Annotated in this window: 18 protein-coding genes; 9 read left to right on the top strand and 9 right to left on the bottom strand. The window is 63.3% G+C overall.

Annotated features, from left to right (window positions below):
• Positions 1–90: 90 nt before the first annotated feature.
• Complete coding sequence (locus ACERK3_12985; GenBank protein MFA9479200.1) at positions 91–1,299, top strand: N-acetylglucosamine-6-phosphate deacetylase; 1,209 nt, start codon at positions 91–93, stop codon at positions 1,297–1,299.
• Here ACERK3_12985 and ACERK3_12980 read toward each other — a convergent pair whose 3' ends face one another.
• On the bottom strand, positions 1,300–5,094 hold the full coding sequence (locus ACERK3_12980; GenBank protein ID MFA9479199.1) for an SNF2-related protein: 3,795 nt from the start codon (positions 5,092–5,094) through the stop codon (positions 1,300–1,302).
• A 367-nt stretch (positions 5,095–5,461) separates the two neighbouring features.
• On the opposite strand from ACERK3_12980, the gene ACERK3_12975 reads away from it, so the two are divergent.
• The 5 genes from ACERK3_12975 to aat all read left to right on the top strand — a co-directional run bounded on the left by ACERK3_12975 (position 5,462) and on the right by aat (position 10,597).
• Positions 5,462–7,234 (top strand): ABC transporter permease, encoded by a 1,773-nt coding sequence (locus tag ACERK3_12975; GenBank protein ID MFA9479198.1) that lies wholly within the window; start codon positions 5,462–5,464, stop codon positions 7,232–7,234.
• 39 nt (positions 7,235–7,273) lie between these two features.
• Positions 7,274–7,930 carry a hypothetical protein gene (locus ACERK3_12970; protein MFA9479197.1) on the top strand — a complete coding sequence of 219 codons (657 nt, stop codon included), beginning with the start codon at positions 7,274–7,276 and terminating at the stop codon, positions 7,928–7,930.
• A gap of 275 nt (positions 7,931–8,205) precedes the next feature.
• Entirely contained in the window at positions 8,206–9,135 is a 930-nt protein-coding gene (locus tag ACERK3_12965) for an MBL fold metallo-hydrolase (GenBank protein MFA9479196.1), read from the top strand.
• Complete coding sequence (locus tag ACERK3_12960; protein MFA9479195.1) at positions 9,132–9,926, top strand: class I SAM-dependent methyltransferase; 795 nt, start codon at positions 9,132–9,134, stop codon at positions 9,924–9,926. Before ACERK3_12965 ends, ACERK3_12960 begins: the two co-directional genes overlap by 4 nt.
• Before the next feature lie 35 nt (positions 9,927–9,961).
• Positions 9,962–10,597 carry a leucyl/phenylalanyl-tRNA--protein transferase gene (aat, locus tag ACERK3_12955; GenBank protein ID MFA9479194.1) on the top strand — a complete coding sequence of 212 codons (636 nt, stop codon included), beginning with the start codon at positions 9,962–9,964 and terminating at the stop codon, positions 10,595–10,597.
• 22 nt (positions 10,598–10,619) lie between these two features.
• Here the strand turns inward: aat and ACERK3_12950 are convergent, their stop codons facing one another.
• The 5 genes from ACERK3_12950 to ACERK3_12930 all read right to left on the bottom strand — a co-directional run bounded on the left by ACERK3_12950 (position 10,620) and on the right by ACERK3_12930 (position 16,596).
• Positions 10,620–11,015 carry a LysM peptidoglycan-binding domain-containing protein gene (locus tag ACERK3_12950; GenBank protein ID MFA9479193.1) on the bottom strand — a complete coding sequence of 132 codons (396 nt, stop codon included), beginning with the start codon at positions 11,013–11,015 and terminating at the stop codon, positions 10,620–10,622.
• 160 nt (positions 11,016–11,175) lie between these two features.
• Positions 11,176–15,189 (bottom strand): FtsK/SpoIIIE domain-containing protein, encoded by a 4,014-nt coding sequence (locus ACERK3_12945; GenBank protein ID MFA9479192.1) that lies wholly within the window; start codon positions 15,187–15,189, stop codon positions 11,176–11,178.
• A gap of 202 nt (positions 15,190–15,391) precedes the next feature.
• On the bottom strand, positions 15,392–15,610 hold the full coding sequence (locus ACERK3_12940) for a hypothetical protein (GenBank protein ID MFA9479191.1): 219 nt from the start codon (positions 15,608–15,610) through the stop codon (positions 15,392–15,394).
• Positions 15,607–16,293 (bottom strand): hypothetical protein, encoded by a 687-nt coding sequence (locus tag ACERK3_12935; GenBank protein ID MFA9479190.1) that lies wholly within the window; start codon positions 16,291–16,293, stop codon positions 15,607–15,609. Before ACERK3_12935 ends, ACERK3_12940 begins: the two co-directional genes overlap by 4 nt.
• Positions 16,294–16,323: 30 nt before the next feature.
• A complete protein-coding gene (locus tag ACERK3_12930) occupies positions 16,324–16,596 on the bottom strand; it encodes a WXG100 family type VII secretion target (GenBank protein ID MFA9479189.1) in 273 nt (90 codons plus the stop codon).
• A 241-nt stretch (positions 16,597–16,837) separates the two neighbouring features.
• On the opposite strand from ACERK3_12930, the gene rpmA reads away from it, so the two are divergent.
• The 3 genes from rpmA (at position 16,838) to ACERK3_12915 (ending at position 19,193) form a co-directional block, all read left to right on the top strand.
• Positions 16,838–17,101 (top strand): 50S ribosomal protein L27, encoded by a 264-nt coding sequence (rpmA, locus tag ACERK3_12925; GenBank protein ID MFA9479188.1) that lies wholly within the window; start codon positions 16,838–16,840, stop codon positions 17,099–17,101.
• 220 nt (positions 17,102–17,321) lie between these two features.
• Positions 17,322–18,725 carry a replicative DNA helicase gene (dnaB, locus tag ACERK3_12920; protein ID MFA9479187.1) on the top strand — a complete coding sequence of 468 codons (1,404 nt, stop codon included), beginning with the start codon at positions 17,322–17,324 and terminating at the stop codon, positions 18,723–18,725.
• A gap of 288 nt (positions 18,726–19,013) precedes the next feature.
• Positions 19,014–19,193 carry a DUF1328 domain-containing protein gene (locus ACERK3_12915; protein MFA9479186.1) on the top strand — a complete coding sequence of 60 codons (180 nt, stop codon included), beginning with the start codon at positions 19,014–19,016 and terminating at the stop codon, positions 19,191–19,193.
• Positions 19,194–19,363: 170 nt separating this feature from the next.
• On the opposite strand, the gene ACERK3_12910 is transcribed toward ACERK3_12915, so the two are convergent.
• From ACERK3_12910 to ACERK3_12900, 3 genes are all read right to left on the bottom strand, one after another.
• Complete coding sequence (locus tag ACERK3_12910) at positions 19,364–22,093, bottom strand: glucosidase (GenBank protein ID MFA9479185.1); 2,730 nt, start codon at positions 22,091–22,093, stop codon at positions 19,364–19,366.
• A gap of 359 nt (positions 22,094–22,452) precedes the next feature.
• Positions 22,453–22,836 carry a 6-pyruvoyl tetrahydropterin synthase family protein gene (locus ACERK3_12905; GenBank protein MFA9479184.1) on the bottom strand — a complete coding sequence of 128 codons (384 nt, stop codon included), beginning with the start codon at positions 22,834–22,836 and terminating at the stop codon, positions 22,453–22,455.
• A 69-nt stretch (positions 22,837–22,905) separates the two neighbouring features.
• The gene (locus tag ACERK3_12900) at positions 22,906–25,515 is read right to left on the bottom strand and encodes a ComEC/Rec2 family competence protein (GenBank protein ID MFA9479183.1); all 2,610 of its coding nucleotides are present in this window, start codon (positions 25,513–25,515) and stop codon (positions 22,906–22,908) included.
• Positions 25,516–25,546 lie beyond the last annotated feature (31 nt).

Raw genomic sequence — 25,546 nt, 5'->3', positions numbered from 1 at the left:
GATACCGCCGATCCACGCCCGCTCGTAGTATGACCGTCGTTTCGCGTTGCTTCTCGAAACTCGACTCACCGAACGACAAGGTGTATGCAGATGACGAGGCTATTGATTGAAAACGTTCAGGCAATGCGCCCAAGGGCGGGCGTGGTCGGCAAGTCCGTACTCGTGGAAGGCGGGCGTATCGTCGCGATCGACGCCGCAGCCGACGCGGGTGTGCTGCGGATCGATGGCGGCGGCCGACTGCTCACGCCGGGGCTGATGGACCTTCACCTGCACGGCATGGGCTTGCATCTGTTCGAAGCGGGGCCCGACGAACTGACAACGGGGCTTAAGACGTTGCCACAGTTCGGTGTGACGAGTGCATTGCCCACCCTGTATCGCGTGATGGATCGAGCCTCGTTGCCAACGCTCAAAGCATTGGCGTCCGCACTGGATGACGTGACCGCGGTGCGCGTGCCGGGCTTTCATTTGGAAGGGCCGTTCCTCGCCTTGCCTGGCGCGGGCGCGGAAACCGTGCCGGGGGACCTTGCGTTGCTCGATGATCTGTTCGAAGCGACCGCCGGCCGTATTGCCGCGATGTCGGTCAGCCCCGACACGCCGAACGTGCTGCCGGTCATTGAACGGCTGGTCGAGCGTGGCGTCGTGGTGTTTCTCACGCACACGCACGCAAGCGTCGACCAGACGCTGGCGGCGATCGAGGCAGGCGCACGACATGCCACACATTTTTATGATGTGTTCCCTATTCCGGATGTCACCGAGCCCGGCGTTCGGCCGGCGGGCGCGGTGGAAGCCATTCTCGCCGACGAACGGATGAGCGTTGATTTCATTGCCGACGGCGTGCACGTACACCCGGTCGCCATCCGCGCGGCACTGGCGGCAAAGGGTGTCGAGCGAACGCTGCTGATCACCGACGCGAACATCGGGGCGGGCTTGCCCGCCGGTGTGCACGACACGCCGTGGGGCTTCCCCGTTCGTGTCGCGGAAGGTGACGGCGCACGCAAACATAACCCTGGTAAGCCCGGCGACGGCGGTCTGGCAGGCAGTGCGTTGACGATGGACCTTGGCATGACGAACCTGCTGCGATGGCTCGATCGGCCGGAGCATGACGTGTGGTCGATGGGCACGCGCAGTGTGGCGCAGCGGATGGGTTGGTCCGACCTCGGCGACTTGCGCGAAGGGGCAGCAGCAGATCTCGTGCTATGGGATCGCGAATCGGACGGTCGACTACACGCCAACAAGACGTGGCAGGCCGGCCAACTGGTTTTCGATGCGAACCAGACCGCCGCGGGCTCCGCGACCTGATCAACTGAGCAACTGCTCAAGGTCATCGCGCGTCAGTTCGCGCAGCACCTGCTGCTCGCCGCCGACAATCGCCTCGGCGATCTCACGCTTCTGCTGCTGCAACTGCGTGATCCGCTGTTCAACGGTGTCCTGACAGATCATGCGATACGCAAACACACGTCGGGTCTGGCCGATGCGGTGCGTGCGGTCGATCGCCTGCTGCTCCACTGCCGGGTTCCACCACGGGTCAAGAATGAACACGTACTCCGCCGCGGTGAGGTTGAGCCCGAATCCGCCGGTCTTGAGGCTGATCAGGAACACCGGCGTCGTTTCATCTTCCTGGAACTGGCGGACAACCTCGCGACGGTTGCGTGTCTGGCCATCTAGATAGCAGTACGGAATGCCGCGTGCGTCAAGCTGGCGTCGCACGAGCGAAAGCATCGAGGTGAACTGGCTGAACACCAGCGCCTTCGAGCCTTCACCGATGACATCGTCAAGTTGTTCGAGCAAGGCGTCGAGTTTGGCGGACGGATCGTCCGCGCGTTTTTCGTCGATCAGGCCGGGGTGACACGCGGCCTGCCGGAGGCGAAGCAGCGCTTCGAGCACCATGAAGCCCGACTTGCCGCCCATGACCGATCCGCTGGTGCTGCCGCCCGGCGTTTCGAGGTTGCTCAGCAGATGCTGGCGGTAGTACTTGCGCAGGTCGTCGTAAACCTGCTGCTGCGCGGGCTCCATTTCGCAGACGATGGTCTGCTCGGTCTTTTCAGGCAAGTCGTGGAGCACCTGCTTTTTCGTGCGTCGAAGGATGAACGGCCGCAGCATCTTGCCGACCTGGCTGATGGTCGCGTTACGGGTGGCGATGGCTTCGCGGCCGTTGCCGTTTTGCGCGGTGTTGGTCGCACGGACCATTTCATTGAACCGCGCGTTCGAGCCGAGCATGCCGGGATTAAGAAACTCGAAGATCGACCACAGGTCGCCGAGATGGTTCTCCACCGGTGTGCCGGTCAAGGCAAGGCGATGGCGGGCCCTGAGCAGACGAGCGGCTTTCGCAGCCTGCGAGCCGGGGTTTTTAATCGCCTGCGCTTCGTCGAGGACGATGTAGTCGAACTCGTAGTCCTGAAGCACTTCAATATCGCGCCGTAGCAGGCCGAAGCTGGTGACAACGATGTCGATCTCGTTGAAGCGATCGCGCAACGCTTCGCGCTCCGTGCCGGCGTATGCCTCCACGCGCAAATGCGGCGTGAACTTCTCCGCTTCATCAACCCAGTTGAACACCACGCTTCGCGGCGCGACAACGAGGGCCGGCCGATGCTCCGCAGGGGCGTCAGTGCCGTCGGCGGCCGACGATTCGCTTTGCTCACCCTCGTACTTGCGGCGGGCATCCAGCATGGCGAGCACCTGGATCGTCTTACCCAGGCCCATGTCGTCCGCGAGGATGCCGCCCATGCCGAACCAGCGAAGGAAGGCGAACCAGCCCAGGCCCTCGCGCTGATACGGACGCAAGTCACCCTTGAAACGTGGCGTGGGATTGAGCGGCTTGACGCCCTGGAACTCGTGCAGCCGTTGGCGGGCGCGATCGAACGTTTCGTCGACTTCGACCAGTTCATCTTCCGTCAGCAGCGCATCGAGCACCGCGGCCTGACTTGCGCCGAAGCGCAGGTGGTCCTTCTCGACCTTCCCGAGCGTGGTGAGCAGGCCGTGCTCATCCAGCCAGGCTTGCGGCAGCAGGCCCTGCGACCCGTCGCCGAGGGTGATCATCTGTCGGCCGGACCGCACCGCCGCGAGAATCTGCGGCAGCGTTACCTGCTCTTCCGTGCCGTCGTTTCGTTGATAGCGAATGCCGCCTCGCAGCTCGAACCAGTCGATGCCCGAAGCGATTGAAAGATGCGGCGTGCCGGCGTGTCGAATGGTCTGCTGGTCGGCCTCAACCTGCCAGCCGTTGGCGAGCAGCGCGGTGACGGACGGACCCATCTGCTTCATCGACATCGCGACGATGTCCGGTCCGGCGCTGGGCAGCGGACGCAGGCCGTACGTCACCAGCGTCTGCATCGCCTGCCATTCAGCGCGGCGGTGGCGATGAATCAGTCGACCCTTCGGCGGCGCATCGAGGGCAACCTCCGCCGACGCGTCGGCTGCGTGAACGTCGCCGTTGACAGAACCGCCAGCGTCGTCTTCGGGGATGTCGCCCGGTTCCAGCAAATCGACAGATTCGTTCGACGCTTCCATAGGTGCGACGGTGTTTTCAACATCCGTATCGCCCATTGCCTGCGACGAAGCGGCGGAGTTGATCGCGACGAATCGGCCCGGCTGCGCGGGGCTGACACGCTGATCGTCATAGCCGAACCACACCCGCCCGACGAGTTGATTCTTCGCCGACGCCGGCAGCAGTTTGTTGCCCTCCGGCGATTCGGGGCTGAACAGGTCCAGGTGCGGCACGGGGTGAATCCGCTCAGGCGTTCGGCCGACGTCGTCAGGCAGATCCAACTCAGGCAGTTGTGGCAGCATGTAAAGCCGATCGAGAAATCGATCGACATCTTGCCGCGGCACGCGGATCGGACGCAGCGACTCATGCCGACGCAGGTCGTCGCGAAACTGGCTCGCCCAGCGGAACGCTTCACGGTCGTCAAACGCCGCGGCCGTGTCCCCGGTGATGATCAGCCCGTCCGCGCCGCCAAGCAGCAGCGCCGGCTTGCCGACGCCCATCCGCTTGCCATCGCGACGCAGCTCCACATGCACGAGCAACTCAGCTGGCGTGGCGGCTTCAAGTGTCGAAGCCTCGGCGTGACTCTCGGCGGTGGCCGAGCCGTTGACTTGCGCGGTCACCTCGCCGAAGCGACTGGTCGACGAATCGACATCGTCGGCGTCATCGGTGTCATCGGCTTCAACATCAAGGTCGAGTTCGCCCTCGGACGTGTCCTCGTCCGCGTCGGCCGACTCGTCCTCATCATCCCACTGGCCGATCATCCAGAGCACCCACGGCTCGTCGCCGTCCCATCGTAGCGGCAGCGGGTCGATCGGTTCGTCATCTTCATGCGCCGCGACGAAGCAGCGGCCAGTGTCGATCATGCGCTTGAGCATGTTCCGCCAGACACCGGTGGGCAGGCGGAACATCGCGTGCCCGCGCTGACTGAAATAGGTGGTCGCGCCTTCATCAAACGGCAGCGAGCCCAGCAGCAGAGCGCACAACTCGCGGTCGTTGTTATCCGCAAGTTCGTGCAGTGTGTCGTGGCCGACTTTCATCGGCTTGGGCTTGCTCCAACCCGTGGCGATGGGCGTGCGCTGGCGCAGTTCGACGACGAGGCCGTTGTGGCGGCGCGAGTGATCCGGCAGCACGACGTAACACAGTTGTCGTTGGGCAGGCAATACCTCGGATGGGGCGCGCTCGTGGTCGAGTTCGATCGTGGCCGGCCGCAGCAGGCTCAGTCGGCCGACCCACTCCGGCTCACTCGATCGTGCGGGGGTTGACGACTCGCCGGCCGCGCGTTTGCGAGCTTTGGGTGCACGCACGCGCATCGCCGCCAATTCGTCCGCCGACGCACCGATACCTTCGGGGTTCTGCTGAACATCGAGCAGTGTCGCCCAGATGTGCTTGCAATATGTTCCCTCTGCGAAAGCAGAGCAGGTGCACTCCGCCGCAGCGCGCGTGCCGTCGCGGATCACCGTGACGATGTACTGCTCGTCGCACTGCACCGTGGCGCGAACGAGTTCGCCATCCTGCGGTTCGATACGCTCAACGCGATTCGATGCCTGGTAGCCGCGCCCGCGCATACGAGCGTTGCTTTGAAAGAAAGGCGACCAGGCCGTAAGGATCGACATGCAACTCCCCTCGAACAACAGTTCAACAAAAAGGGTTTCGAATCCCCCAGCTTACGAAGGCTGAGGTGCTCTGGCAATCCCGGCCGCGGCTTTGGGGCACAAATCCGTCCAAGCCGTGCCCTGAGCGAGTCCGCGAGCGAAGGGCCGATCTGTCGGAATTTCTAATTGCTGATTTCTAATCACTGATTGCATCGGCGCGAAATCCCACACGGGTCATCACAAACCGCCCGCCGCCGCAAAACAACCCTATGCCGCCAGCCGCGCGATTTCCGGCCGACCGCCAGTTACCGATTCAAAATCCTCATCTGATGAAAACAACATGAACCCGCTTTCGCACCACCCGCCGCACCGCTAAGCTTTGCAAATCATGGCTCGCCCCTTTGCGATCCGAACCAGCACGATTTACCGCTACAGCCTGTTCGCCTTGCTGCTGGCTGTGCTGGGGCTGTTTCTCGTCTGGCCCATCGTCCTCACCGTCCGCGGCGGCTTCCGCGACGCCGAGGGTGCGCTCACCCTCCGCTACATCCTGCTCGTGTTTCAGGACCCGGTGCTTGTCCGCGGGCTGATCAACAGCTTCATGATCGCCGTGTTCACCACCATCGGCTGCATGCTGCTTGCCATGCCGCTGGCGGTGCTCGCCGCGAAATACGACTTCCGTGGCAAGGCGTTGGTAACCAGTTTCGTCTTAGTGCCCTTGATCCTCCCGCCGTTCGTCGGCGCGATCGGCATGCGGGCGCTGCTCGGACGCTTCGGCTCGATCAACGCCTTCCTCGTCGACATCGGCCTGCTCGACCCCGACGGCCCGGGCATCGACTTCCTCGGCGGGGCGATGCTCGGCGGGGCCGGCCGCTTCTGGGGCGTCGTCATCATGCAAGTGCTCCACCTCTACCCCATCCTCTATCTCAACGTCACCGCAGCGCTGGCCAACCTCGACCCCACCCTCGACGAAGCCGCCCTCAACCTCGGCGCCGGCCGCTGGCGACGCTTCTTCCGCATCACCCTCCCGTTGATCCTCCCCGGCGTCTTCGCCGGCACGACCATCGTCTTCATCTGGGCCTTCACCGAACTCGGCACGCCCCTGATGTTCGACTACTACACCGTCACGCCCGTGCAGGTGTTCTGGGGCATCAGCGAGATTGCCGACAACCCACGCCCCTACGCGCTCGTCGTGGTCATGCTCACCGTCGCCGTCGGCTGCTACCTGCTGGGCAAGCTCGCCTTCGGCCGACGCGGTTACGCCATGCAGAGCAAAGCCAGCGTTGGCGCCGCCACCGTCAAACTCACCGGCTGGCGCGGCTGGCTGGCGCTGTCCGCGTTCGTCGGTGTCACCCTCATCGCCGTCATGCCACACATCGGCGTCGTGCTCGCGTCGTTCACCGTCGACGGCGCGTGGTATCGCTCCGTACTGCCCAAGGCGTTCACCACCAGCCACTACGGCGAAGCGCTCACCCACGAGATGGCCTACCGCTCCATCCAGAACAGCCTCATGTACGCCCTCGCCGCCATGGTGCTCGCGATCGCGCTCGGGCTCGCCATCTCGTACATGGTCGTGCGTGTGAAAATCCGCGGCGGCTGGGTGCTCGACGCCCTCGCCATGCTCCCGCTGGCCGTGCCGGGCCTGGTCATGGCGTTCGGCTATGTGGCGATGACCCTCGCGTGGCCCTTCCGCGAGGGCGATATCTTCGGCGGCTTCTTCACCGTGCTCGGCCAGAACCCCAACCCGATCGCCCTGCTGATCATCGCCTACGCCATCCGCCGACTGCCCTACATCGTCCGCGCCGCAGCAGCCGGCCTCGAACAGACCTCCAGCGAACTCGAAGAAGCCTCGATGAACCTCGGCGCAGGCAGGCTCTACACCATCCGCCGGGTCGTCGTCCCGCTGATCATGGCCAACCTCATCGCCGGCGGCATCCTCGTCTTCTCCTTCGCCATGCTCGAAGTCTCCGACTCGCTCGTACTCGCCCAGCAGCAACAACACTTCCCCATCACCAAAGCGATCTGGGAGTTCTACAACCGCCTCGGCGACGGCCCGTATATCGCCTCGGCCATGGGCGTCTGGGGCATGGCCCTGCTCACCGTCACCCTCGTCGGCGCAAGCGTACTCATGGGCAAACGCCTCGGCGCGATCTTCCGGGTTTGATGACTCTTCGCATAATGCCACACATATCAGGGGGTTTTCATGTCGAATCCGGACCGTCAAGCCGCTGCCGACTTTGATCTGAAGTGCACCAACTGCGCCTACGACCTGCGCGGCCTGCCCACCGAGGGCACCTGCCCCGAGTGCGGCCGAACCATCGCAGAGTCGTTCCTCACCCGCGGCGCGATGACCCGCCACCAGTTGGCCCTGCTCGCCTGCCGTATCCTGGCCCTGTGGGTACTCGTACCCTTCACTCTACATCTGGCTCAACTCGGCACGCAGCTTTACTGGATCTATGACTTCACCGGCGGCGGCACGGCCATGTACTTCGCCCTCATCGGCACCTCGCTGCCCATCCTGGTCAACCTCGGCCTCGCCGCGTTCCTTTGGTTTTTAGCACCCTGGCTGACCCGCCGAATATTCGCGGTAGACGGCCCGGTTCGCATCGGCGGTCCAGCGGCGGTGTGGGACTTTCTGCTGTTCGTACCCCTGGCGGTCGGTGACATCTTCATAACGCTCGGCGTCCGGGCCGGCATCGCCTTCCTCACCGCGACGTACTTCGCCGTCAGCACGCCCGGCACCGAGGGGTGGCAGGGCATTGAAGCTGGCAGCTACTTGCTCGTGGGCCTGCTGCTGCTGCTCGGCGGTCCAGGCATTGTCCGCGTCATTCGCTGGATCCGTACTGCCGGCACCACATAAGGCAGTGCTGGCCCCCAACGCGGAGCCATTGAATGGCAAACGCTTCATCAAAAACGCCTCACACGCCCCGTGGTTTGATTCATCCCCCCCACCCTGCAATACTTACTCGCGACGCCACACGTCGGCGTCGTACCAGACCGTGCCGTACCAATGGACGGCAACTCGGCGGGTTCGAGCCCCGCGCGGTCGATTGCCGGCCATGCACCGCTTCGCGGTCAACACCCCGTGCCACGCCGGCCTGATTCCTCCCGTTGACCGCGAAAAACAGGTGCCCCATGCTCCCACGTGAACCGGCTCGCAGCCCACAGTTAGGCTACCTCTACATCCCACCCTATCGCGTCCAGGGCATCTCCATCGCTGGCGAACAGTCCGTCGTCCAAGTCCCCGAACTCGACGTCGCCTTCGACATCGGTGCCTGCCCAAAACCCATCCTCACCGCCAACTATGTCGCCCTCACCCACGGCCACATGGACCACGCCGCAGCGCTGAGCTACTACTTTTCCCAACGCAACTTCCAGGGCATCGGCGTCGGCACAATCGTCTGCCACCCTGAACTCGAACAGCCGATCCACAACGTCATGAAAGCGTGGACTGGCCTCGAAGCGCAAAAAACACCCTACAACGTCATCGCCCTACCGCCTGGCGAACAACTCGAAATCAAAAACAACATCTACCTGCGCGCCGTCGAAAGCGTGCACACCGTGCCGTCGCTGGCTTACGTCGTACTCGAAAAACGCAGCAAGCTCCGGCCCGACCTCGTCGGCCAACCGCAGGAAAAACTCGTCGAGCTGAAAAACAGCGGCGAGCAGATCACCCAGACCCTCGAAATCCCGCTCGTCTGCTACACCGGCGACACCATGTGGGGCGAACTGTTCGACCGTCCCGACGTGCTGGGCGCGAAAATACTCATCACCGAGTGCACCTTCCTCGAGCCCGGCCATCGCGGGCGGGCGTCCGTGGGCAAGCACCTGCATCTGGACGACATCGTCAAGCTGCTGGAGAAGTCCACCGCCGAGGCCGTGGTGCTCACGCATCTTTCGCGTCGCACGCACCTGGGCATGGTGCGCAAGGCGTTGGAGGCCGCCGTGCCGCCGGAGCAGCTTGATCGCGTGTTCGTGTTGATGGATCAGCGCACCAACCGGCGCCGCTTCGACCAGCAGCTTGCCGACGCGGAAGCCGAGGCCGAGGCGAAGGCGGATTCGTGAACGCGTCCGACTTGAGCACGCGCGTCAGCGTCACGGTGGAGCCGAGCGAAGGTTCGCCACATGTGCTGGCGGCGATGCAGCTCGCCGACGCGGTGGGCTTGCCATTCATCGCGAAGCTCGATGACATCACCACGCCGATGACCCTGGTTCGCACCGGCGATCAGCTCGAGCTGCGCGTCTTGCAAGGCGATCCCGCCCTCGTCGGCGGCCATCCCATCGCGATCGACCTGACACAACTCGACACGCGCAGCGGCCCCGGGCGGGCACTGCGTCAGCCGCTGCTCAAAGCCGTCGGCCTGCGCAAAGGCGAGCCGCGCCCCACCGTGTTCGACGCCACCGCCGGCTTTGGCGAAGACGCCTGGCTGCTCGCGTCCATGGGCTGTCACGTCACCGCCGCCGAACGTTCGCCCGTGGTGGCGGCATTGCTGCGCGACGCGCTGCGCCGCGCAGCCGAGCGTGAGCCGACGACCGCCAGTCTGCTGCGCGTGATCGTGGGCGACAGCATTACCCTGCTGCGTGACTGGCCAAGCGAGACGCCCCGGCCGAGCACGGTCTACCTCGACCCGATGTTCCCCACGGGCCGCAAGACCGCCGAGCGCAAGCCCATGCGCGTGCTTCGGCAGTTGATCGGCGATGATGTGGACAGCGCGGCCCTGCTGACCGCCGCCATTGAAACGGCAGACCGTCGCGTAGTCGTCAAACGCCCGAGCCGAGCGCCAACGGTGGCTGGTCGCGAGCCAACGCACGTGCAGCGTGGCAAGAGCGTGCGATACGACGTCTACATCGTGTGACTGCCGACACGGCAACAATCGATACGATGGGGCGGATGATGAAGCTGACGCCAGAGCTGGTACTGCGGGCTTATTGTGCGGGCGCGTTTCCGATGGCGTCGTCACGCACCGGCCGAGTCGACTGGTACAGCCCCGACCCGCGAGCCGTGCTTCCCTTGGGCGATGACGGGTTTCACGTATCGCGGTCATTAAAGCGAATCGTCCGCCAGCAGCGCTTCGCCATGACGCACGACCGCGCGTTCGAGGCCGTCATCGCCGGCTGCGCCGCGCCGCGCCCCGACAGCGACGAAACGTGGATCAACCACGACATCATCAACACCTACATCGCCCTTCATCGCGACGGTTGGGCACACAGCATCGAAGCATGGTCCGCCACAGACGACACCGCCTCACTGAATGACGTCGGCGGCCCCGGCTGGCAACTCGCGGGCGGGTTGTACGGCCTTGCGATCGGCGGCGCGTTTTTCGCCGAGTCGAAATTCACCCGCCAGCGCGACGCCTCCAAAGTCTGCCTCGTTCACCTGGTCGAACACCTTCGCCATCGCGGGTTCACCCTGCTCGATGTGCAGTTCAACAACCCGCACATCACCCAATTCGGCGTCGTCGAGCTGCCACGCGACACATACCTCCGCCAACTGGCCGAGGCTCTGCCGCAACAAGTGCAATGGTAATGCGTAGGGGCGATGGTGCAGATCAGTCGGGCAGACGGATCTCTTCGCCGACGGGCATGCGTTCGGTGTTCAGGTTGGGGTTCGCGTCGACGATCTCGCGCCAGCGCTGGCCGTCGCCGTAGTGATCGTTGGCGATCGACCAAAGCGTATCGCCACGCTGAATGGTGTAACGCGTACCGCCGGCGCTGGCGGCTTCGTCGTCCGACGCCCCGCCCTCACGCGCCTCGTCGGGATCGACCGCGACCGGCTCGTCGTCGTAATCGTTCACCGCAACCGGCTCGAAATCCTCTGCCTCATCAAACGCCGGCGGCGGCACTTCCGCCATCCGCTCGCGCTCCTGGCCCTGGCAGCCAACCATGCCGCCAGCCAGCAGTGAAACACCTAAAACCAACGCCAACGTGCTGAACAACTTTCGCATCGTCTTCCCCTTTTGCGGGTTCAATCGTCCTTGATTTCACATCAGCCATCACAGGCCAACCGCGCCCACGCGTACAGGCGTCTCACCTTTTGTACCCCATCGCCCCCCCGACAGCAACGCGATCCGACGGTTAATGCGTACATGGCTCGCTGACGTCCGATCACGCCCCCACACCATCGCCGGGCGACGTATGCGACGCCCTCGCCTGCAAACGCTTCCCCACTTCCGCCAGCCAGGTCGCATCGGGCAACGCGTACGGCCGAAACTTCTCCATCGTGCCCTGCTCTTCGCTGTAGAGCAACGCCCGCGTCAGGCCGATCTTGTTGGCAATCGGCGAATCGATGAGGTTGCTCGAATCGTTCGCGCTCATCTGGAACAGCACACGCTGGTTGAATTCGCGAAGCGCGTTCCGATCCGTCGCTCGCTCCAACCCGACCGCCGTGTCCGCCCACGCCACCACGTGCATGCCCACCGGCGGGCCTTCACGAAGCAATGTCGCAAACTGCTTGTCAGGCGAATCGCCCTTGCCCGCATCTTCGCTGAACGAAAAGCCCAGATCGTCATCCGACCGACGGAAGATGCGGAAACGATGCAACCCGTTGATCAGCACGAACACCGCAGGCCCGCCCTGCGCCGCGGCGCTGTCGTCCTGCCGCTGCTGCAACAGGTCGGCCAACTCCGACATCGCCGACTCCGGATCGCGCGGCGTCACAATCTGCACCTCGTGCGGCAACGCCTGGGCCACCTTTTTAAAATGCCCCGCCCATCGCGCATCGTCCGGCGTTGCGTCGAACACCACGAACCGCGCCGCGTCCGCCGCGTGCTGCGCCGCCAGCGACACCATCAGCGAACTCATCAACGCCGACACCGCGCCGTCACGCTGGCCAACCATGAGCACGTTCGCCCCGCTCCGCCGTGCGAACGTCACCGACGTGGGCGACTTGATCGTGATCGGCTCGCCCAGCCAACCCACCGGCTCGCTCGAACCGGACAACGTCGGCCACTCCGACGCATCAAGCAGCTTCGCCAACGCGCGGTTGCCCGCCACATCCGCGTCGGCGGAGCCTTCAAACACGATCGTCGGCTCGCGCTCGACCTGCTTTGCCTCCGCCTCGGCCGACGCCCGCGCGAGCTGCTGCTCACGTTGCGCCTCGGTCAGCCAGGCGATCTGGAACGGGCTGTTGCCTTCCACCGCGCCGCCCGCATCGTTGTAGATCGCCTCGCCCGGCCGTGACAACAGCTTCGCCGCCGAGTTGCCATCATCAAAAATCAATTGCGCATCCGCCTCCGAGCATTGCAACGCCATCCGCACCGCCATCTGCCCCATCGTGCTCCGCGGCAAGCCCGAGCTGCCCGCCAGCGTCTGCGAGCCCAGCAGCACGTGAATACCGAACGCCCTGCCCTGTCGAACCAGTCGATCCAGCAGCAGCGACGCGTCCGCCGCCAGCTTGTCGTCCTCGCTGAACAGTTCCTGGAACTCGTCAACGATCAACAGCGTTCGCGGCATGACAGCGTCAGGCTTCGCAGTGCGATAGTCCGCCAGGTTCTGCACGCCAGCCTCGCGGAAAAGCTCGCCCCGACGAGCCAACTCCGCATCCAGCCGTTGCAACACGCTCAGCCCAAACTCACGATCACTTTCGATCGCCACCGCGCGAGCGTGCGGCAGTTTGTGCGTCGCATACGTCTTGAACTCAACCCCCTTCTTGAAGTCGATCAGATAAAACTCGACTTCGTCCGGGCTGTACCACAACGCAAGGTTGGTGATCAGCACGTGCAGCAGCGTGCTCTTGCCCGACCCGGTCTTGCCCGCCATGAGCACATGCTGCGCCATCCCCGTCCCAAGCCGCAGTTCCTGCAACCGGGTCGCCCCCGTTCGGCCGAGCGGAACGTGCAGTTCCTTCGACGCATCACGCGACCAAAGATTCTGCTCGTCAGGCGCGATCGACTCGAAAGGCACTTCCACACGCGACGCCTCACGCGACTGCTCACCTACACGGTTGAGTAGCTCCGTGAGCACGATCTCATGCGGCGGCCGTTCGACTTTCAACGGAAACGCGCCGAACACTTCATCTTCCCACGTCAACTTGCCATCGCGATGCACCAACTGCACGCACTTGCGCTGCAGGTCTTCCGCCTTGCCGCCGCCGGGCACGGTCTCACGAACGTCGCGCACTACCAGTGCATACACGCCACACCTCGGCCCGCTGGTGACGATGCTGTTCAGCCGCCGCGTCGCTTCCTCGCTGAAGCCGTGCGGATAGTCAGCAATCACCACGAACCGGTAAGGCTCCGCCAGTTCGTGCGCCTGTGCGTTGTACTCGTCGATCGTCTTGAATTCGTTGCGCAGGTATTTCTGAATCACGTTTTCCATGTGATTCGTCAACGCGCCCAGCCGGGCCTCGATGTGCTGGCTTTCCGTCCAGATGCGGCTGCCGACCAGCTTGTCGTCATAGTCCGCCAGGTGCATGAAGCCGGCAAAACTCTGCCCCAACCCCACCGGGTCGATCAGCGTAAACCGCACCTGCCCCGGCGGGAAAGTCGTCAGCAGACGGGCCATCACTGTCTGCAACAGTTCAAGCGATTTGTCTCGGCCAGCGGAGTCGGTCTCAATCAGCAGCGAGCCGCGGTCGGGCATCGCCAGCAGCGCCGGCACGTCGAAAGTCTTGGGCACTTCGAGTCGGTACTTGCCCCGCTTCGCCGCATCACTGGCGACCTGCCGCATATCCACGTGCAGTCGGCCGAACCGCAGCAACGCCGTCTGTTCCTTCGGCGGCTGCCACTGGTCCCACTTCGTGTCATCCCACGACGGAAACCGCTCCGCCTCGATCGTCTCGCTCGCCTGCACCACCGCCTCGATCCGCTTGAGGCCTTCCTTCCACCGCCGCTCCAGGCTTGCCTGCTCGCGCTGCGTCCGCGCGTCGCTGTGTTCCACCTGCGACGTGTAACGCTCGCGAGCCATCGAAAGATATTTGTTGTAACGAGCGTTGACCGCATCCAGGGCCGCCTGCCCCTCCGCCTTGATCGTGGCGAGCTTTTCGTTGTAACTCGACTCCATCTCGGTGCGCTGTGCCGCCACGCGCTCGTCAATCTTCGCTACCGCCTTGTCGCGCCGCTGGTTGATGTCGTCAAGGATCGGCTGATATCGCTGCCGAACCTTGTGACGCTCCTGCTTGCGCTGCTTGTCCGCCTCATGAATCTTGCCGTGGCGCAGTGCCCGCGCCTGGGCCAGGCGATGCTCCAGGTCGCGATGCGCATGGTCGAGGTTCTCGCACACCGGCCGATAGACGTCGAGCATCTGCTGGACCGCCATCTTTCGCCCCAAAGCGCCAAGCCCCAAAATCAGCGCCGCCGAGAGAGCCAACGCCCCGGCGTTGACCAGCAGTTGTCGCGTCGCCGGCCAGTCCCGGCCCTCCGTGAACCACCACGTCAACACCACCGCGCCGACGCACACCACGATCACGATCGCAAACGGCACCACCCCCCGAAACAGCTTCGGCAGCATCAGCCCGCCAAGCCGACGCAGCGCCTCCTCCGCCGCCTTGCGATGCGATTCATACGCCTCCGCCGGGTTCGCCTTGTGGTCCGCGGCATCGGACTTGACGTGGTCCGCATCCTCCACCTCCGCCGGCCTGATTTCCGCCGGCTGAAGCGAAAACAACTGCAACTGCTCTTCCGCGTCGTCCTCGATCGACTCCAATGCCTTGCGGTCGGCCAGCACCTGATCTTTTGTCAGCTTGTACTCGTGCTGGACCTGCTCCACCGCCGCTTCGTACATGCTCTCGGCCAGCCACTGACCTTGCTCAAGCTTCTGCTCCGTGCGGTGCTCGCTTGAATCCACCTCATCCGCCACGGCATTGACCGCTTCGACGCGATGAGCCTTGAGCTTCGCAATCGCCTGCCGAGCTTCCGCGCGGACGCGCGTCAGCTTGTCATGAAAGTGGTTTTTGACCTTCTCGCGATAATGCTCGTGTCGACGTTGCAGTTGGCGTTCCAACCGGGTCGTCGCAGACTCCGCCGTCTGCCGAACCGATTCAGACTCTGCCGCGATCTGCTGCTGCGTTTCGGAACACTCGGCCGAGAGACGCAGCAAGTCGCGCAGTGCCCGCCGCTGCTCTTCGGCATAGCGAACGTCCAAAGCAAAAGGCGTCACCAAATCCTCAGCGCGATCCTGCATGATGGGCATTCTCGTCAGGGCCGATGGCGTCGAAACCATCGGCGTGTCATGTCGTACCCCGGCACGCCAACCCCCCTCCGGCGACTAAAGCCGGGGCTTCCAGCCGAAACCGAACTCCCACACACGCCCGAATGACAAAAGCTTACCATAGCTCACGATACGCCGCCGCCCGCCCTGTAACACCTCGACATCAACCACCCCGTCAATCGCAGTCACAGTCCCGCCGCGCCCGCTGAAGCGACTCGGACATCCGCGCCATCGCCGTCGACACCGTCCGTACATCCGACTCCAACGGCGTCAGATACTTCTGCTCGAACGCTCGGCTGGCAGGGTCCTGCCAATCGCGCTGCGTCTGTTGCCAACGCCGCGTCAACTGCTTGAACGCCTCGTGCAACTTCGCTCGCCCGGCATGCATGCTCATCGGCCACCGCCTTCGTTCACATCATCGAACCCATGGTCCATCGACGGGGCCGCGCCCGCATCACGCTCGGCCTCTTCCGTCGGCTCATCGTCTTCCGCTTCGTCTGATTCATCCGCCGTATCGGTCACCAGCGACGCAGGCAGCCCCATCCCCTGCGCGTCCTCGGCCGCATCGCCGGGCATCCGCTGCGCCTGCGGTGCCTGCAACGCCAGGTACGCCGCCAACGCGTCGGTCAGCCGATCCAGCGTCGCCACCGCGTTGGGGATGCCCGTCTCGATTGCCCTGCTCAGCCGCTGCGACACGCCGTGATACAGCATCGCCTCACGGTCAAGCTGCCGACGCCAATGCTTCACCGCCGCCAGCCGCCGCTCCGCCTCTTCGTGGCGACGCCGCGCCACGCGCAACGCCTGCTCCTCTTCAACCGCTGCGGGCTGCGTGCCGTCGACCGTCTTGTATCGCTTTTTATCGTCTAACGCCTGCTTCGCCTGTAGCACTGCTTCGTGGCGTTTGCGAAGTTGCTTCGTCCACCACGGCCCCTGCTCCAGCTCCAGCCATTGCAGCGTCCGCTGCACGTCCGACGCCGCGTCGGACAGCGCGTTCCGCGCTTCCTCGGCAAACTGCCAGAGGCTGGCACGAAACTGCCTGACCGACTCGACCGATTCAACGCGGGCTCGGGCGTGCATCAGCAATCCTGGTTAGTGACGACGAAAACCCTACCGCTGATTGAGGTACGCATCGACGTGCCCGGCCTTCTTCACCAGAAACGCCGCGTGCTCGTTGGACATCTGCACAAACTGCCCCAACGCCTTGCTCGTTCGTGCCATCTCCTCCACGAACTTGCGATGCTCCGCATCCCGCCAACTCTCGGCCAGCTGATGCGTCCGCGCACTGAGCGCCCCCATCATCTCCTCCAACTGAGCGTTAAACCGCGTCAGGTCCCTGGCAAACCGACGAAGCTCTTCCGGGTCGACACTCGCTCTGGCCATCACGGCACTCCTTCCAGAAACACAGCGAAATTCACCAGTTACCAGCCTAACGCATCCGCCTGCCAAAAAGAAGCACCAAACCACACCACCCCAATAAAGCCCACGCATCTCCCCCACCGAAGCCCTCTCCCGCCACCGCCCTGACGCCGCCTCATCCCGCTTGCCCCCCACAACCGGCCATGCTATACTTCGCGGCTCGACTGAACTAACCAAACACCCACCCGACTCGCGAGGTGATGCAATGGCACATAAGAAGGGGCAAGGCTCCACCAAGAACGGCCGCGACTCCAACCCGCAGTTCCGCGGCGTCAAGCTCTACGGCGGCCAGCGCGCCAAGGCCGGCTCGATCATCATCCGCCAGTGCGGAACCCCGTTCAAGCCCGGACACAAGGTCGGCATCGGCAGCGACAACACGCTCTACGCCCTGACCGACGGCTACGTCGAGTTCCAAGGCCGACGCGTCCACATCCGCAGCGATGCACCCGTCGCCGCAGCTGCTGGCTGATCGCCCGCCTCACAAATAAACACACACCAGCGGACGTCGTGCAAGCGGCGTCCGTTTTTTTATGCGCGATGCGAACATAACTTTACATCATCCAACCATTCAATGAGCCGCCCTGTCGCCGACAGGTTTTCCACATCCACGAATCGTTCTCCACACTGACACAGTGGTGTCACCGAAGACGGTTGCCCTCGGCCGACAACCCGGCGACGATAGGGGCACGATGGGTGAAAGCAACGGGCGGAAGCGACAAAAATTCGAGCCACGCAAAGTCGAGCTGACCAAGCTATTCGACAAGCTGCCGCCGCACGCGCTCGAGGCCGAGGCCGCGCTGTTGGGCTCGATGATCCTCGACTGGCGGGTCTGTGGCGAAGTCCTCCAGCTCATCAAGGGCGCTGACGACTTCTACCAGCCCGGCCACACGGCGATCTACGAAACGCTCATCGAGCTTTATGACAAACATCAGTCGATCGACATCGTCCAGCTCAAGCAGCGGATGGCGGACAAGCAGCAGCTCGACGACGTCGGTGGCGTGGAGTATCTCGTCGAGTTGGCCGAGTCCGTGCCGTCGGCGGCGAGTGCCGGCTACTACGCGGGCATCGTCCGCGAGAAGGCCGTGCTCCGTCGGCTCATCGACACCGCCGGGCGGATTCTCTACGACTGCTACAACTCCGCCGAGCCCACCGGCGACCTGCTCGACAAGGCCGAGCGTGAGATCTTCGAGCTCGCCGAGGGACGCGAAGACACCAACGCCACCGAGTTGAAGGTGCTGCTTCAGGAAACCTTCGACCGACTCGAAGCCGAAGATGGCCAGTCACTGACCGGCATCGAAACCGGCTTTTTCGAGATGGACGAGATGCTCAACGGCTTGCAGCCGGGCGAACTGATCATCATCGCCGCCCGCCCGTCGATGGGTAAGACCGCGTTCGCACTGAACATGGCTGAGCACATCTCAGCCACGTCGCATCAATCATGCGCCGTGTTCAGCCTGGAAATGAGCAAGCAGCAGCTCGCCCAGCGACTGCTCTGCGCCCGCTCGGGCGTTGACTCGCACAAGCTTCGCCGAAACATGCTCTCCGGCGACGACTTCGCGAAGCTCTCGCTGACCGTCGGCGAACTCAGCGAAGCGCCGCTCTACATCGACGACACGCCCGGCCTGACGCTGCTGCAATTGCGCGCCAAGGCCCGACGACTCGCGTCGCGACATGACATCAAATGCCTCATGGTCGACTACCTTCAACTCATGTCCGCCCCCGGCGCGGAATCACGCCAGCAGGAAGTGTCCAACATCAGCCGGGGCATCAAAGCCCTCGCTCGTGAGCTGAACGTGCCCGTGGTCTGCCTCAGTCAGCTCAACCGGCAAGCCGAGGGCCGCGAAGGCCACCGCCCCCGCATGAGCGACCTCCGCGAGTCCGGCTCGATCGAGCAGGATGCCGACGTCGTCATGATGCTCCACCGCGAAGACTACTACCATCGCGGTGACGAAGAATACGTCGAAAACAACGAGGCGGAAGTCATCATCGCCAAGCAGCGAAACGGCCCCACCGGCACCGTCCGCCTGCTGTTCGACGGCTCCACCACCCGCTTTAAAAACCTTGCTGCCAGTCACGCCCCAGCCGGCATGTAAACGCGCTAACAACGAACAAGCCACTACGTCGAAACACCCGCGCGATGGCTGTGGCGTGGTGGTCTTCCCTACCCAGGCGTCGCCTGAAACTCCATTCCAACGGCTTTTGCCGGATGTCGTGAAACGCTTTCAGCCAGCAGGTGCGTACTTCAGGTAACGCGAACGATGATTCGGCCCACCCACAATACGGTCGCCGAGCCAAGCCGTTCGACTGCCCTTGGTCGTTCCAAGGGACGGAGGGAGTTTGTCAACCGCGAAAGTGAACGCTTCGCGAAAGGAGTTTGAACAATGCTTTACTGGGCACTGGTTTTCTTTGTCGTTGCACTGATTGCTGCAATCCTTGGCTTCGGCGGCCTCGCCGGCGCAGCCGCAACCATCGCGCAGGTTCTGTTTGCGATCTTCGTGATCCTGCTGATCGTTTCGTTGATCGCCGGACTTGCCGGACGGGGTCGCACCACAGGCGTCTGACCCCCCGGCGACCACAACAATCACCAGGCTTCGCCAAGCCTGCGTCATACCAGCAACAATCGCCCGAAGCTGCCATCGGCAGTTCGGGCGATTGTCTTTCTTGAAGCGCCCCCCTCAACGGCGAACGGCCCGATCAATGAATCATACGACACGCACCCGTCGCGACAGGCTCACCCGTGGGGATTCCGGAGACACTCGCTGACGAGCGCCGTCCAGCCGGTCTGATGGCTGGCGCCGAGACCTCGGCCGGTTTCGGCGTGGAAGTATTCGTAAAACAGCAGCAGATCTTTGAAATGCGGATCGCTGGCATAGCGGGCGTCGTCGCCATGGGCAGGACGGTGGCCTTTCGTGTCGGGCAGAAAGAGTCTCGCGAGACGGTTGCGCAGTTCGTCGGCGACCTCGCCGAGCGTGAGCATGTTGTTCGAGCCGGTGGGGAAGGCGATCTTAAAGTCGTTGCCGTAGAAGTGATGGTAACGTTCGAGTGCTTCGATGATCAGGTAATTGACGGGGAACCAGACCGGGCCGCGCCAGTTGCTATTGCCACCGAACAGTGCCGAGCGCGCTTCGCCGGGCTCGTAAGCAACCTCATGCGTCGTGCCGTCGAGCTTGATGCGGAACGGGTGGTCGGCGTGATGCTTCGACAGCGAACGGATGCCATAAGGTGAAAGGAACTCGTTCTCGTCGAGCAGATAGGCAAGCACGCGCTCGAAGCGATTGCGCGATGGAATCGCGAGCAGGAACTCTGGCGCCTGGTCTTTCTTTCGCTTTCGCTGACCGCCGGCTTCGAGATAGGTGATCTGCTGGGCAAGATCCTGGCGGTACTTGAGGAACCACTCGGTTCGCTTGCGGAAGCCGGGCAGGCGATCGTAGGCGTCGCGGTTGATAATGGTCGCGGTGATCAACGGCAATAAACCGACCAGCGAGCGCACCTTCAGCGGATGCGTCTTGTCGTGCACGTGCAAGCGGTCGTAGTAGAAGCCATCGTCTTCATCCCACAGGCCGGTCCCGCCGTTGTCGCCGCCGAGACAATTGATCGCGTCGGCGATGTGAATGTAGTGCTCGAAAAACTTGGTGGCCATATCTTCATAGGCGTTGTAAGGCTCGGCCAGTTCGAGCGCCATACTCAACATCGTGCCGCAGTAGAACGCCATCCACGCCGTGCCGTCGGCCTGTTCAAGATGCGTGCCGTCGGCAAAGGGTTGCGAACGATCGAACACGCCGATGTTATCCAGGCCGAGGAAGCCGCCGGAGAAGATGTGGTTCTCCTTGAAGTCCTTGCGATTCACCCACCAGGTAAAGTTCAGCAGTAGTTTCTGAAAGACGCGTTCGAGAAAATCGCGATCGCGTTCGCCGCGCGGCGCAGCCATCTTGTACACCCGCCAACACGCCCATGCGTGCACCGGCGGGTTGACGTCGGAGAAGTTGAACTCATACGCTGGCATCGCGCCGCTCGGGTGCATGTACCATTCTCGCAGGAACAGGCGAAGCTGCTTCTTCGCGAACGCCGGGTCGATGCGTGAAAACGGGATCATGTGAAACGCCAGGTCCCACACGGCGTACCACGGGTACTCCCATTTGTCGGGCATGGAAATAACATCGCGGTTGTAGAGGTGTTGACGCCAGTCGCTGTTGCGGCCTTGCAATCGACTCGCGGGGGGCGCGGGCAGTGCGGGGTCACCTTGAAGCCACTGCTCGATGATGTAGACGTAAAACTGCTTGGTCCACAGCAAGCCCGCGTGCGACTGACGCGCCACTCGGCGTTGCTCAACGGTCAGCTTCTGATCGAGCACGCTTTCATAAAAGGCGTCGGTTTCCTTGATACGCTTCGCGAACAGGTTGTCGAATCGCTTGCCGAACGTGGTGGGCGGCGCTTTAGGCGGCTCGTCGGCAGCGTGCAGACGCATGCGAAGCGTCACCGACTCGCCCGGCTTGATGGTCAACTGATACCACGGCGAAGCCTTCGTCCCTTCCTGCTTCGGATTGACCGCGTCCGTTTCACCTTCAATCACGTAACGATGAAACGCGTCCTTGACGTACTCGCTGAAGTTCTCTTTGCCCATCAGCAGCTTGAAGTTCGACTCGTTGTCGGTGAACAACCACGTCGGCTTCGTGCCATCGCTCGCATCGTCTGCCACGAAATTGAATCGGCCGAGCGTACGGTGGTCCGTCTCCACCTTCGGCTGCTTGCCGTCGACCAGCTTCATCGTCGGCTTCTTGCCATGCCCCTCCGCGCCCTCCCGGCCCCAACTCCACGTATTACGAAACCAGAGCGTGGGCAGCAAGTGCAGTTCAGCGGGGTCGCTGCCTTTCGGCGCACGGTTGGTCAGCGTGATGCGGATGAACACATCGTTGGGCTGGTCTTTGGCGTACTCGGCCTGCACGTCGAAGTAACGATCGTCTTTGAAGACACCCGTGTCGAGCAGTTCGTATTCGTCGTCCTGCTTGCCGCGATTGCGATTTTCTTCCACCAACTTGGCGTAGGGGAACTCAGCCTGGGGGTATTTGTAGAGGCCCTTTAGGTAGCTGTGCGTGGGAGAGGAGTCGAGGTAGTAGTAAAGCTCTTTGACGTCTTCGCCGTGGTTGCCTTCGGGGTTGGTCAGGCCGAACAGTCGCTCTTTGAGGATCGAATCCTTGCCGTTCCACAACGCGAGCGAGAAGCAGAGCCGACACTGGCGGTCCGTGAGCCCCAGCAGGCCGTCTTCGCCCCAGCGATACGTTCGGCTGCGCGCGTGGTCGTGCGGGAAATAGTTCCAGCAGTCGCCGTCGGGCGAATAGTCTTCGCGCACCGTGCTCCACTGACGCTCAGCGAGGTAAGGCCCCCAGCGTTGCCAGTTGTTGACGCGTTGAGTGGATTCATCGAGGCGCTTTGCTTCGGCCTGCGCGGGCGGGGTGTCATTCATGGAACATCTCATCGGAGCATTGGTCGTTGGCTCGCCACCTGACGAGCGTTACATCATCAATATCGTCGTCATGTAGCGGAAATTTGTAAAACTACTAGGAACATATTGCTAACCTTCGAATGCCGTTGACGAACCATAAAGACTCTGTATGATGTGCCCTTGTTCAGTCAGAGCGACCCAAGTTTAGTTGTGGTTGTGAGAATCTGAACAAATTGGCCTGCTGTTGTAGGCCGTACAATTTGCCCCCGGAAGGGCTCGGCATGGGCTTGTCTCATGCCGGGCCTTTTTTCTTGCCCGTATGTGTGTTATTTCATCCATTTTCAGTCAAATGACTACTGAATTGTCGCGTGGCGTGCAGGTCAGCGTGTGGGGCGGTAGGTAGCCCAGCAGCCGGGTGCTTCGCCAACGCGGGCCTGTTGCAGTCGCACGCCCTCGGGTAGTTGTTCAGCGGTCTGTGAGCCGATCCACCAGGCAACCCGCTCGGCGGTGGGATTCACGGCCTCGCCTGCGAACGGCGGCAAGTCGTTCAGATGACGATTGTGAAACGCAGCGACCAGCTTGTCGACGATCGCTTCCAGGTCGTGAAAATCCATTACCGTTTCAATGGCGTCCAATTCGTCACGTTCGACCGTCACGGCGACGGGCCAGTTGTGCCCATGAATCGGCTCAAGCTGGCCATCGGGCAGGCGAATGGCGTGGCTGGCGGCGAAGGTGCGTTCGATGGTGATCTCGTACATGGGCATAGGGTACATCACGGGAACTTTAATTTTCGATTTTTTATTCAAAGCTCGGAGACGGAAGCCTGGCGAGCTTCATTCATCGATCGCCAGTGTTCGTTCCGGCTCGCGGAACGTGTGCCAGCGGATTTCGCCGGTGGGGTGAATCTGCACGGTAACCATGCCATGGTCAGCGGTGGTCAGGCGTGGGGCATCGCCGAGGCCCATCGCGTCGAGCTGCCTCGGCCATCGATCGCGGCGCAGCCGTGCAAGGTCACTGGACTGGACGAGCAGCGATGGCTGAAGCGCGTCGAGCAATGTGATGCCGGCGTCTGAGTATTCGCCATGGTGGGGCATTTCGACGACATCCGCACGGAGGCCCGGCTCACGCGCGAGCAGGCCGGCGATGGCCTGGGCTTCAATATCACCGGTGAGCAGCAGGCGGCGGTCGGCCGTGACGTGATCGATCGCCAGCACGAGCGACGTATCGTTCACGCGATCGAAGTCCCGCTTGTCCGCTGGGGGCCAGAGCAGGCGAAGCTGCACGTTGTCGTACTGTCGTGCCCAACCGCGGTAGGCAGCGCGGACCGGCACGCTGCGTTCACGCAGACCGGCCAGCAGCACACCCGTCGCCCGCCACGGCTGCTCGTGGGCTTCCTGCCACATCGCGGGGGTGAGCAGCACTTCGTGAACAGCGATACGGTCGGCAAGCTCCAGCAGACCGTTGAAATGGTCCAGGTGAGCATGTGAAACGAAAACCGTATCGAGTTCGCGAACGCCAAGCCGACGCAAGCCCGGCGCGACCGTGCGCGAGCCGACGAGCGGGTAGGCATGTGATCCGCAGTCGAAAAGGATCGCCCGGCCGTCAAACTGCACCAGGTGCGCCGAGCCGTGGCCGACGCTGAAGCTGTGCAGCGTCATCACTGGTCGATCTGCGTCCGCTTTGAACAGCGTCGCCCAGTCGCGCTCGACCGCCACCGCCCACAACAGCAGCACCCCCGCGCTCGCGGCCAACGCCTTGCGTCGCCCCGCGTACGCACCTGCCAGCAGCGCCACCCCCGCCGACGACGTCGCCATCACCCACGCCGCGCTCGGCGTATGCGTCAATTCCAGCCATGCACCAGGCCAGTGCTCGGCATGATCCACCAGCCCCAGCAGCGAATCGCTCAGCCACATCGCCGGCCCGGCCAACACGATTGAAACCGACGGAAGCAACAGCCCCACGACCATTTTCAAATAACCCAACGCCAGCACCGCCGTCACCACTGGCAGCGCGAGCAGCGACATCACAATCGCCAGTGGGCTGACCATCTGAAAGTGATACGCCACCACCGGCAGCGCAATGACAAACGCCACCACGTTCGCCGCCCCATAATCCGCCCCGCGATACAGCAGCATCGTGCTCAACCGCGCAGGTTCGGCCTGCCTCGCCGTCCGCGCGTCGCCCAACCGCTCGGTATCCGTCGGCCAAAGCCACCGCCGTACCGGGCGTGCAAACACAATCAACCCCGCCACAATGCCGAAGCTCAGCTGAAAGCCCGGCGTAAAAAGATCGCTCGGCCGCCAGAGGAGCACCGCGATCATCGCGATCGCCAGCATCGCCATCGCCGGCAGCTTCCGACCGCTGGCGTACCCCACACAGAACACCGCCGCCATGATCGCCGCACGCATGATCGGTACACGCACCGGCAGCGCGAGCAGGTACAGTCCCAGCACGACTAACACGATCATCGCTGCCCAGCGGGGGTATGGCACGACAACCCGCACCACCATCCAAACCAGCCCGAGCAGGATGCCGAGATGAGCACCTGATATCGCCAACAGATGGGCCAAGCCAACTCTGCGGAACGACTCGTACGTGTCCGCGAGCTCTCGGCCCCAGATGCCCAGCAGCACCGCCTCCAGCAGCGCAAGCGACCGCTCATCTTCCGCCATGCCCAGCCGAAGCGAGCGTTGCAGTGTCGCCGCGAAATCGTCTCGCAATATCTGCAAACGCGCCGGCGACCAGACGCTCGGCTCTTCGAGCAACTGCCAATGCGATCGACTGGGCAGGCTCAGGCGGCCGACGATGCCGCGACTGCGCAAGTGTTCGCGGTAGTCGAATTCGCCGGGATTGCTCGGGCCATGCACATCGCCAAGCCAGCCGACGGCGCGAATGCGCTGGCCGCGCTTCAAGCGATGGTCCACCTCACCCACGCGCAAGAGCACGCGCCCGCTCGCCGGGGCAAACTGTCGCGCGGGCCCCACCGCCACGCCGTCGACCGCGACCACCGTCCGCGTCACCGGCGGCCGATAGTCGAACGCGGCAAACGCCCCCACATCACGCGCCGGCGACGAAGGCAGCTCGACCACCCTGCCCGTCACCTCCGCCAACTGTGCCGGCCGCGTCGCGTATCGGGCAATATGATCCGCCGCCACATGCTCTGCCCGCCAGACCTGCCACCCCGCCATCAGCATTACCACCGCCAGCAGCCCCCAGATCAGCGCCGCCCGCCCATGGCCCCGCAGCAGCATCACCCCCATCCCCGCCATCGGCGCCCCGGCCGCGACCACCCACATCGCCCCCCAGGGCCACGCCCGTCCCACCAGCACCCCCACCATCATCGCCACCGCCAGAAATACAAAAGGCCGAGCCCGCCGCGCCCGCTCCCGCGCCTCGCGACCCTCGTCCGCCTGCATCAAACTGTCGTCAGCACCCCCAAACATGGCCAATCATCGTACCCGAACCCGCTCACCA

Source organism: Phycisphaerales bacterium AB-hyl4 (genome assembly GCA_041821185.1).
Classification (GTDB): Bacteria; Planctomycetota; Phycisphaerae; order Phycisphaerales; family Phycisphaeraceae; genus Natronomicrosphaera; species Natronomicrosphaera hydrolytica.
Note: the sequence above shows the minus strand (reverse complement) of the source record. Positions and strands in the feature narration are given on the sequence as shown.